Annotated in this window: 10 protein-coding genes; 5 read left to right on the top strand and 5 right to left on the bottom strand. The window is 68.9% G+C overall.

What is annotated here, in order from left to right; translation table 11 throughout:
- The first annotated feature begins 3 nt into the window (after positions 1-3).
- From AC3WUM_RS06170 to AC3WUM_RS06160, 3 genes are read left to right on the top strand one after another with little or no spacing between them, the layout of a single operon-like run.
- The gene (locus tag AC3WUM_RS06170; protein ID WP_492409322.1) at positions 4-840 is read left to right on the top strand and encodes a CheR family methyltransferase; all 837 of its coding nucleotides are present in this window, start codon (positions 4-6) and stop codon (positions 838-840) included.
- Positions 837-1433 carry a chemotaxis protein CheB gene (locus AC3WUM_RS06165; RefSeq protein ID WP_492409321.1) on the top strand — a complete coding sequence of 199 codons (597 nt, stop codon included), beginning with the start codon at positions 837-839 and terminating at the stop codon, positions 1431-1433. Before AC3WUM_RS06170 ends, AC3WUM_RS06165 begins: the two co-directional genes overlap by 4 nt.
- An 8-nt stretch (positions 1434-1441) precedes the next feature.
- Positions 1442-2500, top strand: coding sequence for a diguanylate cyclase domain-containing protein (locus AC3WUM_RS06160; RefSeq protein ID WP_492409320.1), 1059 nt, complete (start codon positions 1442-1444; stop codon positions 2498-2500).
- A 19-nt stretch (positions 2501-2519) separates the two neighbouring features.
- On the opposite strand, the gene AC3WUM_RS06155 is transcribed toward AC3WUM_RS06160, so the two are convergent.
- Positions 2520-3053, bottom strand: coding sequence for an ECF-type sigma factor (locus AC3WUM_RS06155; protein WP_492409319.1), 534 nt, complete (start codon positions 3051-3053; stop codon positions 2520-2522).
- Positions 3054-3124: 71 nt separating this feature from the next.
- Here AC3WUM_RS06155 and AC3WUM_RS06150 point away from each other — a divergent pair, with 71 nt between their 5' ends.
- Both AC3WUM_RS06150 and AC3WUM_RS06145 read left to right on the top strand, forming a co-directional pair.
- The gene (locus AC3WUM_RS06150; RefSeq protein ID WP_492409318.1) at positions 3125-5836 is read left to right on the top strand and encodes a serine/threonine-protein kinase; all 2712 of its coding nucleotides are present in this window, start codon (positions 3125-3127) and stop codon (positions 5834-5836) included.
- An 88-nt stretch (positions 5837-5924) separates the two neighbouring features.
- Positions 5925-9008 carry a Calx-beta domain-containing protein gene (locus AC3WUM_RS06145; RefSeq protein ID WP_492409317.1) on the top strand — a complete coding sequence of 1028 codons (3084 nt, stop codon included), beginning with the start codon at positions 5925-5927 and terminating at the stop codon, positions 9006-9008.
- Between the two features lie 21 nt (positions 9009-9029).
- On the opposite strand, the gene opgC is transcribed toward AC3WUM_RS06145, so the two are convergent.
- The 4 genes from opgC to AC3WUM_RS06125 form a co-directional block, all read right to left on the bottom strand.
- Complete coding sequence (gene opgC / locus AC3WUM_RS06140; protein ID WP_492409316.1) at positions 9030-10154, bottom strand: OpgC domain-containing protein; 1125 nt, start codon at positions 10152-10154, stop codon at positions 9030-9032.
- Positions 10155-10167: 13 nt separating this feature from the next.
- A complete protein-coding gene (locus AC3WUM_RS06135) occupies positions 10168-10713 on the bottom strand; it encodes a hypothetical protein (protein ID WP_492409315.1) in 546 nt (181 codons plus the stop codon).
- A gap of 150 nt (positions 10714-10863) precedes the next feature.
- Positions 10864-11520 carry a response regulator transcription factor gene (locus AC3WUM_RS06130; RefSeq protein WP_492409314.1) on the bottom strand — a complete coding sequence of 219 codons (657 nt, stop codon included), beginning with the start codon at positions 11518-11520 and terminating at the stop codon, positions 10864-10866.
- 2 nt (positions 11521-11522) lie between these two features.
- Complete coding sequence (locus AC3WUM_RS06125; protein WP_492409313.1) at positions 11523-13094, bottom strand: ATP-binding protein; 1572 nt, start codon at positions 13092-13094, stop codon at positions 11523-11525.
- Positions 13095-13163 lie beyond the last annotated feature (69 nt).

Below are 13163 nucleotides of genomic sequence, written 5' to 3'. Positions count from 1 at the left end.
TGAATGGACGCTCGAGACCTGCAGGACATCGAGATCGAACTGTTCACGCAGGCGCTCAAGCTGCGCTACGGCTACGACTTCACGGGTTACGCGCAGGCCTCGTTCCATCGCCGCGTGCGCGCGCTGTACGCGACCAGCGGCCTGCCGACGATCAGCGCGCTGACCGCTCGCCTGCTGCATGACGAGCGCTACCTGCCCGAAGTCATCGCCAAGCTGTCGGTGCCGGTTTCCGAGATGTTCCGCAGCCCGAAGTCGTTCGAGCTGCTGCGCCGCGAGGTGATGCCGGTGCTCGCGAGCTATCCGCAGATCAGCATCTGGCAGGCCGGCTGCGCGCACGGCGAAGAAGCCTATTCGCTCGCGATCCTGCTCAAGGAATGCGGGCTCTACAACCGCTCGCGCATCTACGCGACCGACATCAGCGAAGACGCGCTCGCCAAGGCGCGCGAGGGCATCTATCCGCTGCGCGAGGCGCGGCTGTACTCGGACAACTACATCAAGTCCGGCGGCACCGGCTCGCTGTCGGACTGGTACACGGCCATGTACAACCACATCAAGCTCGACGAATCGCTCGCCGAGCGCATCACCTTCGTCAACCACAATCTGGTCGTCGACGGCGTGTTCGGCGAGATGCACCTGATCCTCTGCCGCAACGTGCTGATCTATTTCGGCGAAGAACTTCAGCAGCGCGTGATCGGGCTGTTCCGCGACAGCCTCGTGCGCGGCGGCTTCCTCGCACTGGGCGATCGCGAGCGGCCGGTCGGCGGCAAGTTCTTCGAAGACTTCAAGCCCGTCGCGCCGGGCCAGCCGGTGTATCGCAGCGTGATGGCGCGCAAGCCATGAACGCGCCGGCGAATGCGCGCTGGAGCGATCGCTACGCGGCGGTGGTCGTCGCGGTGTCGACCGGTGGCATCCAGGCGCTGCGCTGCCTGCTGTCGGCGCTGCCCGATGATTTCCCGCTGCCGGTCATGATCGTGCTGCACACGGCCACGAGCGACGGCTACGGCCTTTGCGAAGTGCTGCAGACACATTCGCGGCTGCCGGTCACGATCGCCGAAATGGGCGACACGCCCGGCCCCGGCGTCTATCTGGCCCCGCCGGGCTATCACCTGCTGATCGAGCGCGATCACCGCTTCAGCCTGTCGATCGACGACAAGGTCTGCTTCGTGCGGCCTTCGGCCGACGTGCTGTTCGAAACCGCCGCCGATGCCTGGACCGACCGGCTGATCGGCATCGTGCTGACCGGCGCCAACGACGACGGCGCGCGCGGCCTGCGCCAGCTGCGGCTGCGCGGCGGCTACGCGATCGTGCAGGCGCTCGACGACGCCGAAATGCCCTCGATGCCCGAGGCCGCGCTGCGCCTCGCCGGCGCTGATGAACTTGTCCCACTGGCGGCCATCGCGCCGCGGCTGGTCGAATTGGCCAGCTCAACCTGAACCCCGACATGCCCGACCTTCCGACTTCCTCCACCAGCCCCAGCGAGGACGCTGCGCAGGAGACCCCGCTGCCGAAGATCCTCGTCGTCGACGACACGCCGGCCAACCTCGTCGCGATGCGCCGGCTGCTGGCCAAATCGGGCGCCGAGATCGTCGAAGCCCAATCGGGCAACGAGGCGCTCGCCGCCTGCCTCGATCACGAATTCGCGCTGATCCTGCTCGACGTGCAGATGCCTGACATCGACGGCTTCGAAGTCGCCAGCCTGCTCGCCGAGGAGGCCAGCACCGCGGAGACGCCGGTGATCTTCGTCACCGCCGCGTTCGCCGACGACATGAACCGCCTGCGCGGCTACAGCTTCGGCGCGGTCGATTACATCGCCAAGCCGATCAACGACGTCATCCTGCAGAGCAAGGTGCGCGTGTTTCTCGACCTGTATCGGGGCAAGCGGCAGCTGCGGAAACTGGTGACCGAGCTCGATGCGCGCAACCAGCTGCTCGAAGCCGAGATCATCGAGCGCAAGCGCGCCGAGGAGATGGTGCTGTACCGGGCGACGCACGACGCGCTGACCGACCTGCCGAACCGCGCGCTGTTCATGGACAGGATGGACCACGCGCTCACGCGCGCCGATCGCAGCCGCCAGCTCGTCGGCCTGCTCTACATCGATATCGACGGCTTCAAGCCGGTCAACGATCGCTACGGCCATCCGGCCGGCGACCAGCTGCTGCAGCAGATCGCCGGCCGCATGCGCCAGGTGATCCGCCGCAGCGATACCGTCGCCCGGCTCGGTGGCGACGAGTTCGCAGTGATCGTCGAAGACGTCAGCGCAGCCGGACAAGTACTCGAACTCGCCAACCTCATCTGCGATGCGCTCAAGCAGCCCTATGAACTCGAAGTCGGTGGCGGCGAGCAGCAGATCGTGTCGATCGGCGCGAGCCTGGGCGTCGCCCTGTTTCCCGAGCATTGCCGTGGCGTGCCGGATCGCCGCGAGGCGCTGATCCGCGCCGCCGACACGGCGATGTACACGGCCAAGAAGTCGGGCAAGAACCGCGTGGTGCTGGCGGGCTGATCGCGCCGCGGCGAGCGGCTCAGGGCGCCAGATAGTTCTTGAGCCAGGCCCGGGCGAGCGACCAATCACGCTGCACCGAACGCTCGGACAGGCCGAGCGCCTCGGCCGTCTCGGGCTCGCTGTAGCCCGCGAAGAAACGGCATTCGACCACGCGCACGAGTCGCGGATTGAGCTGGGCGAGCGCGTTCAGGGCTTCGTCGACCGCCAGCACTTGCTGCTCGTCCTCGACCACCAGGTCGTCGATCTCGTCGATCGAGACGTGATCGGCTCCGGCGCCGCGCTTCTGCGCGAGCTGGGTGCGTACGCGGTCGACCAGGATGCCGCGCATCGCGAGCGCCGAGACCGACAGGAAGTGCGCGCGCGAGCCGATGCCGTCGCGGTCGCGCAGCCGCAGGTAGGCCTCGTGCACGAGCGCGGTGGTCATCAGCGTGTCGCCGCCGCAGACGCGTAGCCGTTCGCGGCGGGCGATGCGGCGCAGCTCGTCGTAGACCAGCGGCAGCAGCGACTGGGCGTCCGGGGCTCGATCGGGCTCGCGGTCGTCGCTGGCTGACATGGCGCTGGGGGCATGCAATTCTGGAGTGGGGAGAGCGTAACGCTTACGGCAATCGGTGGGGAGATCGATTGGTGGAGCCGCCGTCGGGGACAGCACAGCAGCGCTGGCAGCGCATCGAAGCCCTGTTCGATGAGGCGCGCGGCTGGCCGTTGCCCGAGCGAGAGCGCCGGCTGATCGAGCGCTGCGGCGACGAGGCCGGGCTGCTCGCCGAATTGCGCGCCCTGCTTGCGGCGGCCGCCGACAGCGGCGAATTCCTCGGCGAAGCGGTCCGGTTTTCGTGCGGGATCGAGGACACGCTGGCGCCCGGAACCCGCCTGGGCGCCTGGATCGTCGGCGAGCCGATCGGCCGTGGCGGCATGGGCCAGGTCTACGCCGCGACGCGCTCCGATGCGGATCTGCGCCAGGAGGCGGCGATCAAGCTGCTCAAGCGCGGGCTCGACACCGACGCGGTGCTGCGCCGCTTCCTGCGCGAACGCAGCATCCTCGCGCGGCTTTCGCATCCGCACATTGCCCACCTGCTCGACGCCGGCGCGACGCCGGACGGCCGCCCGTACTTGGTCATGGAGCGCGTGCGCGGCGAGCCGCTCGATGTCTGGTGCCGGCGGCACCAGTGCACGCCGCAGCGGATCGCGCAGCTGCTGCGCCAGGTTTGCGAGGCCGTGCACGAGGCGCATCGCAGTCTCGTCGTGCATCGCGACCTCAAGCCTTCGAACGTGCTCGTCGGCGAATCCGGCGAGGTCAAGCTGCTCGATTTCGGCATCGCCAAGCTGCTCGACGACACCCAACCCGAAGCGACGCGCCTGTCCGGTGAAGCGCTGCCGATGACCCCGGCCTTCGCCGCGCCCGAGCAGCTGCGCGGCGAAGGCGTGACGACCGCCACCGACGTTTACGCGCTCGGCGTGATGCTCTACCTGCTGCTGTGCGACCGGCTGCCGTTCGAGCGTCGCGATGGCCGGCCGGCACTGGCCACCGAAACCGCGGCGCCGCCGAGCGAGGTGCTGCGCCGCGTCGCGGGCCAGGCCGGGCAGCGCCGGCTCGCCCGGCGCATCGCCGGCGATCTCGATCGCATCGTCGCCAAGGCCCTGCAGTTCGAGCCGCAGCGGCGCTACGACTCGGCCAAAGCCTTGTCGGACGACCTTGGCCGTTGGCTCGCGCACGAGCCGGTGCTCGCCGTGCCGGACCGTTTCGCGTATCGCGCGGCTAAGTTCGTGCGGCGCCACCGGCTCGGCGCGGCGGCGGCGGGTGCGGTGGCGCTGTCGCTGGTCGTCGGCGTTGTCGGCATGCTGTGGCAGGCGAACCAGACCCGGCTCGAACGCGACCGGGCCGAACGGCGCGGAGCCGAACTCGCCGAGGTGGTCGCGTTCCAGGCGCGCATGCTGCAGCGCGTCGACCTGCGGCGCTTCAGCGAAGACCTGCATCGCCGCGCCCGTGCGCGCCTGGCCGAACGCTTGGCGGCCGACGAGCGCGAAACGCGGCTGGCCGCGTTCGATCGCGACGCCGCCCTGTCGTCCCCGGTCGACGGCGCGCGCGAAGCGTTTTCGGCCTTCCTGCTCGAACCCGCGGTCGCCAGCATCGACGAGCGCATCGCACGCCAGCCGGCGGTCGAAGCGGCCCTGCGCGCGAGCGCGGGCAACGCCTGGAGACAGCTCGGCCTGCCGCAGCTCGCGCGTCCGCAGCTCGAACGTGCGCTCGTGCTGCGCAGCGCCGAGTTCGGAGATGACAGCGACGAGGCGCTTGCGGCGGGAGCGGACCTGTTCGACGCCCTGACCGCGCAGCCCGACTGGCCCGCGGCGCGCTCGCTTGCGCAACAGCGGCTGGCCGCGACCGAACGGCGGTATGGCAAGGATGCGCCCGAGGTCTGGCTGCGCCGCCGCGAACTCGCGAGCGTCGATCTGTTCGAAGGCCGTTACGCCGAGGCCCAGGCCGCGCTCGCCGACATCGTGCCGCGCATCGAATCGGCCTACGGAGCGAACGACGAGCGCAGCATCGTTGCCGCGAGCAACCTGGCGGCCAGCCTCGTCGCGCTCGAACGCCACGCCGAGGCCGAGGCCAGACTGCGTGCGCTGCTCGCCATCGAGTCGCCGGCGATGACGCCGCTGATGCGTATCCGCAACGCCAACAACCTTGCGATGGCGCTGCGTGCCCAGTCGAAAGCGGCTGAGGCGCGCGCGCTGCTCGAACCGCTGCTGCAGTCCTCGATCGAAGAGCTCGGTCGCGAGCATCGCGTCACCCTGCGCGTCGCCGGCACGCTGGCCTCCACCTTTGCCGATCTCGGCGAAGCGCGGCTGGCCGCCGATTCCGATCGCTTCGTCTACGAGACGCTGCGCGCGAGCCTGGGGCCGGATCATCCGGAAACGCTGTCGGCCGCCAACAACTACGCGACCTCGCTCATGAGCGTCGATCCGCAGGCGACCCTGGTCCTGCGCCGCGAGATCATGCAGCGACGCGAAGCGGTGCTCGGAGCCGACCACCCGGACGCCGCATTCACCGCCTACACCTACGCCTGGAGCCTGCGTGAGCTCGGTCGTGCCCGCGAGGCGCTACCGATCATCGACGCCGCCGTCGAGCGCCTGAGCCGCCGGCTCGGCCCGCGCCACGCGCAGACGCTCGAAGCGCGCTGGGAGCAGGCGCTCGACTGGTTCGACGCGGGGCGCCAGCGCGAGGCGGTCGATCGCATCGAGGCGGTACTGGCCGATGCGAGCGCGGCCAATGGCGCGGATCACGACGTGACGAAGCAGATCGCCGCCGACCTCGAGCGCCTGAGGGCGGCAGCCGGCCGCTGAAAAGTTTTTTCGCGCCGATGGCGGGATTCGCCGCGCGATTCCGGTTCACGGATGAGGGCCCCAGAAAAGGCCTACCGGGAGCTTGGGCATGCGAGCAGCTAAATGGGTGATCGCCGGCAGTGTCGTGCTGGTGGCGGGGGGAGGGCATTCGGTGCAGGCCGCGACGCTGGCGACGAGCAGCGGCGCGGGCAGCAGCGGCCTGGTTCGCGTCTACGACGACATCGATCCGCTGCATCGGGCAGACGAGTTCTTCGCTTTCGACACAGCGAGCACCGTCGGGGCGCGCCTCGCGCTCGGCGATGTCGACGGCGACGGCGTGCCCGACACCATCGTCGCGGCCGGCCCCGGAGCGGGCCCGCGCGTGCGCGTGTTCGACGGCAAGGACAGCAGCCGCGTGATCGCCGATTTCTTCGCGGTCGATGCCAGCTTTACGGGCGGGCTCAACATCGCCTCGGGCGACTTCAACGACGATGGCCGCGACGACATCGTCGTCAACGCCGGAGCGCGCGTGCGCGTCTTCAGCGGCGCCGACACGAGCCAGGTGCTGCTCGATTTCCTGCCGATCGGCGGGCAGGCGCCCGACGGCGGGCTGCATGTGGCGGCCGGCGAATTCACTGGCGATCGCATCGACGACGTCGTCGTCGCGCTCGCGAGCCAGATTCCGCGCGTCTCGATCCACGATGGCCTCACCGGGATGCAGACCGACGTGCTGTTCCCGCTCGGCCAGCAGGGCGCAGGAGCGACCGTGGCCGTCGCCGATTTCAACGGCGACGGTGACGACGACATCGCGGTGGCGACCGGCGAAGGCAGCGCGCCGCGCGTGGTCGGCATCGACATCGCCAATGGACAGGCCCAGCTGTTCGATTTCGCGCCCTACGACGGCAATTTCACCGGCGGCGTGCGCCTGGCCGCAGCCGATCTCGACGACGATGGCCGCGCCGAGGTGGTGACCGGCACCGGCGGCGGCTCGATCGCGCGCGTGCGTGTGTTCAGCGGCGCCGATGTCGCCGACGTGCTCGCCGATTTCCTCGCCTACGACGGCAACGGCTACACCGGCGGCGCTTATGTCGCGGCTTCGCCGCTGTCGCTGCCGGCGGCGCGGACCGGCGAGCTGCGTTTCTCGGCGGCGACGTACTCGCAAGCCGAATCCGGCCCGCAGGCGACGATCACGGTGCTGCGCGAAAACGGCAGCAGCGGTGCGGCTTCGGTGCGCTACGCGACGCAGGCCGGCACTGCGACGGTGAACGAGGACTTCGTCCCAGTGAGCGGCCAGCTCGACTGGCTCGACGGCGACGCCGCGCCGAAGACCTTCAACGTTCCGCTCGTCGACGACGATGCCGACGAGCCCGACGAAACCGTGCTGCTCACGCTGTCCGCAGCGAGCGGCGCGACGCTCGTCGCCCCGACGAGCGCCACGCTGACGATCGTCGACAACGACGAGGCCGAACGCACCCGGCTGTCGTTCAGCGCCACGGGCTACACCATCGACGAGCTCAGCGGCCTCGTCACCATCACGGTGCGCCGCGAAGGCCCGAGCACGGGCGCGGTCAGCGTCAATTACGCCACCTACGATGGCGACGCGGTCGCCGGCGAAGACTACGTCGCGACGGCTGGCACGCTGAGCTGGGCGGCTGGTGACGGCGCCGACAAGAGCTTCACGATCAGCATCGTCAACGACGCGCTCGACGAGATCGACGAGCGCTTCGGCATCCGGCTGTCGTCCGCGCAGGGCGCCGATCTGGGCCAGATCAGCACGGCGGCGGTCATCATCGTCGACAACGGCGTCGGTTCGCAGGTGGCGTTCGACACCGCGAGCATCAGCGTCGACGAGACCGCGGGCGCCGTGCTGGTCAAGGTGCGCAGGCTCAACGATGCCCGTGCCCCCGCGACGGCGCGCGTGCGTGCCGTCGCGGGCAGCGCCACGCCCGGGGCGGACTACACGAGTGTCGAAACCGTGCTGAGCTGGGCTGCGGGCGATGCCGAAACCAAGTCCTTCAGCGTGCCGATCCTCGACGATGCCGTGTACGAGACCGCGGAGAGCTTCACGGTCGTGCTCGAAGCGCTCAGCGGCGTCACGCTCGCCTCGCCATCGACGACCACGCTGACGATCAATGCCGATCAGGTGTCGACGATCACGTTCACGGCCGCCGAATTCCGCGTGGCCGAAGCCGACGGCACGGTCAACGTGCGGCTGCGTCGCAGCGGCAGCACGCGCACTCGCGTGCAGGTGGACTATCACAGCATCAGCGGCTCGGCCGATGCGGCGGAGCCGGGCCTCGACTACACGGCGGTGAGCGGCACGCTGGTCTGGGAGCCCGGTGAAACCGACAAGACCATCGCGATCGCGATCCTCGACGACGACAGCTTCGAAGCGAACGAAATGTTCAGCGTGCTGCTCGAAAACGCGAGCGCCGGCGCGACGGTTCCTTCGCAGACGCGCGGCCGGGTCGTGATCGTCGACGACGATACGACACCGCTCGGCGAGCTGCGTTACGGCGGTGCGCTCGATGCGCTGCTGCTGTTGCCGCTGGTCTGCATCGCCTTGTGGCGCCGTCGGCGCGCTGTCGCGGGCCTCGGCCTGATGCTCGCAGCCTCGATCGCCTCGGCCTCGCCGTACTACGCGGGCGCGCGTGTCGGCAGCATTGATTCGGTGCTCGATAGCCGCGGGCTCAACGAGCACTTGCAGCAGGCCGGCTATACGGCGACGGCCGATCTCGACGATCGCGACGTCAACTGGGGTTTCTATGGTGGCTGGAGATTCAGCGATCACGCGGCGATCGAACTCGGCTATCTCGACCTCGGCGATTTCGAAGCCGAGCTCAGCGGCGATCTGTCGGACGGCCAGGGCATCGTCGATGCGGCCGCGAGAGCTTCCGCAGGCAGCGGCCAGGCGCTGACGCTGTCGCTACGCCTCGACCTGCCGCTGTTCTCGATCGTCTCGTTGCGGCCGGCCTTCGGTCTCATGGGCTGGCAGACCGAGACGCGGCTGAACACCGCGCAGGGAAGCTATGAGGCCGATGCCGACGGCTTCGGCGCGCTGGTCGGCGCCGCGCTCGATTTTCGCCTGTTCGCCGGGCTCGTCGCAGGCATCGGCGTCGATGTGCTGCGGCCCGGAAACGAGGGCGCACATCGTGAGTGGTACGCGCATCTCGAATGGCGTTTCGGCGACTGAGCCGGCCGCCGCGACGAGCCGCTACTCGCTGCCACTACGACTGCGCCGCTGATATACCGCGGCGGTCGTGAACAAGGCTCCATAGGCGAACAGGATCGCGCCGGCGGCGATGAAGCCGTGCAGCGATTCTTCGCTCTGATCGATCAGCAGCAACAGCAGCAGCACCGAGCACAGGTGGGCGACGAAGCCCCACAGCGAGGAACGTCCGAGTGCTTCGACCAGCGAGAGCTTGCGCAGCGGCGCGAGGTATTGGCCAAGGCCGACGAACACGCAGAGCAGGGCGCCCAGGTTCAGCAGGCGGATCGGCGACAGCGTCCACTTGTCGATCCAGAAGAAGTGCCGCGACAGGTCGGCGAAGCCTTCGGGCCCGCTCGTGTGCCGCCAGACGAACAGCGCGAGCGACAGCAGCACGCCGGCGATCAGCAGTCCGTTGCCGGCCCGCAAGGCTGAGCGCAGCCGATCCAGGCCGACGTCGCCGAACCAGAGCCCGAGCATCCACAGCAGCTGCCAGGCGAACAGATCGAAGGCGCCGATCGCCGTGAGCGGAATGTCCCAGCCGAAATGCAGCTGGATCGACCGCGATACCGCCTGGAAAACCCAGGGCCGCAGCCCGAATTGCGCCAGGGCCCAGAGCGCGCCGCTCGCACCGAGTACCCAGCGCCAGCCGATGCGTCCGGCGAGCAGCAGCATCGGCGCGGTGATGAGCAGGAACAGCACGTACATCGGCAGGATGTCGAGCAGCGGCGGCTGGTAGACGAGCACGAGCGCGCTCAGCGAGGCCAGCGCCGGATCGCGGAAATAGAAATCGAGCAGGTTCATCACCGCGGGCCGCTGATAACGGCTCGCGAACCAGGCGATCACGGTGAAGGCGAGCACGATCAGCGCGACGTGGCACAGGTAGACGCGCCATGCGCGCTGGAACACCCAGCGCGTCGCGGCCGCCGCGCCGCGCTGCCGGTAGCGGCGCATGAAGATGCTCGAAGCCAGGAACGCGGAGACGAAGACGAAGCCTTCGGCCGCCGAGATGAAGCCGAGCGGCTGGCCGAGCCCGCCGGCCCAGCCGATCGGCAGATGCGACATCGTCATGAGCAGCAGCAGGCTGCCCCGCAACAGATCGACACCGGACAAGCGTTCGAGCGTGCTCATCGCGGTGCCGCGTTCAGTTCGCCGCGTCGCGGCCCTCGGCCGCGAGCTGACGCTGCTGGATCACGTCGAGCATCAAGGAAACGAGCTGGCCGAACGCGAGCCCGACGATGGCCGCGCCGACGCTCAGCAGCCACAGCAGCGCGCCGACGCCGCTGCCCGCCGCCGAGGCGAGCGTGACTTCGTGCGCGACCGGATAGAACAGCAGTGCGAACACCCAGAAGCCGATCAGCGCATACAGCGCGGGCAGCATCGAACGCCGCAACTGCTGCCGCCAGCGCGCCGAAGCATGGGCCTTGCGCGGGCGCCCGCTGGCTGGCGTGCGGTTGAGCAGGCAGTGGTAGATGCGAAACGCCAGATGCGTGAGATACAGGCACTCGATGAACAGCCCGAGCGTGCCGACGATCGGCACCAGCCGCTCGGGTGTTCCGCTCGGCGCGACGAACAGCACGAACACGCTGAAGACGAGCAGCACGGGCAGCACGATGGACACGGGCGGCAGGCGATCGCTGGCCGCACCCAGCCTGCCCGCGATGCGTGAATCCCAACTCGGCTGCGACATGAAAAGGCCCGTGGCATCAGGCCCGAGAGACGAAGGCCCACGGCGCCATGCTAGGCAGCCGGCCGCCTTTTCATAATTCGTGACGTCCCGTAAGGGGTGGCAACGCTAGTAGTCTGCGCTCGCACGCGCGCAGCGGATGCGGCGGTGACGCTATTGCTGCCCTTCGTCGAACACCACGCGAATCAGGTCGGCGAGCGTGCGCGTCTGCAGTTTTTCCATCAGCCGTGCCTTGTACACCTCGACCGTGCGCGGGCTGATGTCGAGCTTCACGGCCACGTCGCGATTCTGCAGGCCTTCGGCGAGCAGGCGCAGCACCTCGCTTTCGCGCGGCGTCAGCCGGCTCAGGCGGCTCTGCTTCTGGCTCTGGCGACTGCGATCGGCGGCCAGGCTTGCCTGCTGCGCGAGCGCCTTGTTGACGGCCTCGATGAGCATGTCGTGGTCGACCGGCTTCTCGATGAAATCCGAAGCGCCGGCCTTGAGGCACTGGCGCACGGTGGCGACATCGCCGTGCGCGGTCAGGAAGATCACCGGCAGCTCCGGACGGCTGCGCAGCAGCTGCTGATGCACTTCGATTCCCGACAGCCCCGGCATGCGCAGGTCGAGCAGCACGCAACCCACGGGCTCGTCGGGCATCGCCGACAGGAAGTCTTCGCCGCAGGCGAACAGCTGGGTCTGGAAGCCCTTGAGGCTCAGGTACAGCGCGGTGGAATCGCGCACCGAGGCATCGTCGTCGACGATGAAGACGGTGCCGGTCAGCGTGGCGGCGTGATGGCCCGCGAGAGGCGTTGCGGTGGCGATTCGTGACATGTTCAAAGCCCTTGCAGCAGCAGTTCGAAGCGACTTCCGCCGCGCGCGGAAGGAAGGTAGTGCAGCTCGCCGCTGTTGGCTTCGGCGAGCGTGCGGCTGATCGCCAGGCCCAGTCCGAGCCCGGTCGGCTTGCTCGTCGTGAACGGCTGGAACAGGCGCGGCATCAAGTCCGACGGAATGCCCGGACCATCATCGTCGATGCTGATCAGGATGCGGCGCGGGGCCTTGGACACGTCGTCTGCGACAAGGTTCGACACGGTGATGATCACTTGCCCGCGGCTGCGGCCGGCCTGTTCGTAGGCGTCGAGCGCATTGGTGAGCAGGTTGTTGAGGACCAGTTCCAGTTGTACCGCATCCGCCCGCACGCGGAAAAGCTCGCTCTCGGCGCGCAGGTCGACGCCGACGCCGATGCGCGCGGCCCGCGCCGCGAGCCGGCGCTCGACACGGCCGATCAGCGCAGCGAGATCCACGGGCTCGCGAACGATGGTGCCGTGCTGGAAGAAATCGCGCAGGCGGCGCACCACGCCGGCCGCCCGCCGGACCTCCTGGTCGGCTTTGTCGAGCGTATCGGCGAGGCGCTCGCGATCGAGTTCGGGCTGCTCGATCAGCAGCCGGCAGGCGGACAGGTAGTTGGTCGAGGCGGTGATCGGCTGATTGAGCTCGTGCGTGAGCGTGGACGACAGCTCGCCGGCCGCAGCCATCTGCAGGGTCCGCGAGAGCAGCGCGGTCTTTTCGTGCACGGCGGCGTCCGCGCGCGCACGCTGCGAGGCCAGCGCACCCATCGTCAGCCCGGTCACGCAGAGGCTCAGCATCAGGAACTGGTAGCGGATGAACGAGACCGCGAACAGCTCGGTGGCCGGCACCACCGCGATCAAGCCGAGCTGGGTCGCCGCGAGCGAAATCACGGCTCCGAGCAGGCCATGCCGCGCGACGATCCAGAGCATCGGCAGGAACAGCACGTAGAAGAACTGGAACTGTTCGAGATTCGGCTCGCGGAACACGAACCAGAGCGCCAGGCCCAGGCTCGCGCCCTGGGCGAGCAGTTCGAGCAGCTCGCGGCCGTCGGGGCGGCTCGGGCGCCAGCCGCGCAGCGTCAGCAGCAGCGGCGTGACGACCAGGATGCCGTTGGCCTCGCCGATCCAGAAGCGCACGAAGTGGGCCGAGAAGTCAGGCCAGTGCAGCGCCCCGCCGAGCGTGAAGATGGCGACGTAGCCGGCCGCGACCGCGAGCGTGGAAACCAGCGTGCAGCCCAGAAACCAGCCGAAATCGGCCAGCGATTCGATGCGCGAGCCCTGCGAGAGCTTGCGTTGCAGCACCAAGGTGCTGAGCGAGTAGACCAGCGTGATCCAGCAGGCCGCGAACAGCAGCGGCACCGGCGTCGGCAGGCCGCGCGTGAAGAACTCCGACACGATGCAGGCCACCGGCACCGTCGGCCAGTAGCGGATGCCGAAGCCCAGCAGCAGGAACATCGTGAGTCCCGAGGGCGGATTCCACGGCGAGATGCCGAGCGGAAGCACCGGCACGATGTAGCTGATGCGATCCAGCGCGGCGTGGCCGACCACGTAGGCCAGCACCACGATCCACGGTTGCCACAGCCCGCGTCGATCCTGCAGTTTGAAGTCCTCGCCAGGCCGATCGCGCGG

Source organism: Hydrocarboniphaga sp. FW305-C-57 (assembly GCF_058783045.1).
Note: the sequence above shows the minus strand (reverse complement) of the source record. Positions and strands in the feature narration are given on the sequence as shown.

Bases quoted from the DNA above. Each gene is read 5' to 3' on its own strand.
- AC3WUM_RS06145 (WP_492409317.1), top strand. From the start codon at position 5,925: ATGCGAGCAGCTAAATGGGTGATCGCCGGCAGTGTCGTGCTGGTGGCG.
- AC3WUM_RS06130 (WP_492409314.1), bottom strand. From the start codon at position 11,520: ATGTCACGAATCGCCACCGCAACGCCTCTCGCGGGCCATCACGCCGCC.
- opgC (WP_492409316.1), bottom strand. From the start codon at position 10,154: ATGAGCACGCTCGAACGCTTGTCCGGTGTCGATCTGTTGCGGGGCAGC.
- AC3WUM_RS06155 (WP_492409319.1), bottom strand. From the start codon at position 3,053: ATGTCAGCCAGCGACGACCGCGAGCCCGATCGAGCCCCGGACGCCCAG.
- AC3WUM_RS06170 (WP_492409322.1), top strand. From the start codon at position 4: ATGGACGCTCGAGACCTGCAGGACATCGAGATCGAACTGTTCACGCAG.
- AC3WUM_RS06135 (WP_492409315.1), bottom strand. From the start codon at position 10,713: ATGTCGCAGCCGAGTTGGGATTCACGCATCGCGGGCAGGCTGGGTGCG.
- AC3WUM_RS06165 (WP_492409321.1), top strand. From the start codon at position 837: ATGAACGCGCCGGCGAATGCGCGCTGGAGCGATCGCTACGCGGCGGTG.
- AC3WUM_RS06160 (WP_492409320.1), top strand. From the start codon at position 1,442: ATGCCCGACCTTCCGACTTCCTCCACCAGCCCCAGCGAGGACGCTGCG.